1 protein-coding gene is annotated in these 378 nt (G+C 37.8%); it reads right to left on the bottom strand.

Features of this window, described 5'->3' with window-relative positions; genetic code table 11:
• Positions 1 to 378 (bottom strand): contractile injection system protein, VgrG/Pvc8 family (locus H3S88_RS13155; protein ID WP_198237285.1); only part of this gene is annotated, 378 nt, incomplete at both ends.

Here is a 378-nt window from a genome sequence, read left to right as displayed (position 1 = left end):
CAGGGTATTGCTCTTTAAGTGCTAAACGATAATCAATCCCGGTATAACCATGACCACGCAAGACCTCTTCAACCACACTGATAACACTTTGATTCTGAAAAATAGCACAGTTATGACTTAATGCCAGTTTGGCTAATTGCGATGACAAAACCACTTGATAACGAGCTTCATCATTACTGACTGATAATTGACTGAATTGAGTAACCACACCATAAAGAGTGCGTGAGCCGCCTTGAGATAATAGTGAATTTAACGGATTAAGTGGATTAAACTGGGCTAAAGAATTAAGTGAGTCGAGTGGATTGGATTGTTTAAGTTTATCTAACTGTTTTAATGGCTCAGAGTGTTTTAATGCATCTAATGGATTAGCCGAAGTTA

The organism is Gilliamella sp. B14448G11 (genome assembly GCF_016101765.1).
Classification (GTDB): Bacteria; Pseudomonadota; Gammaproteobacteria; order Enterobacterales; family Orbaceae; genus Gilliamella; species Gilliamella apicola_N.
The sequence above is the reverse complement of the archived record's forward strand: the minus strand, read 5'-3'. Positions and strand labels throughout refer to the sequence as shown.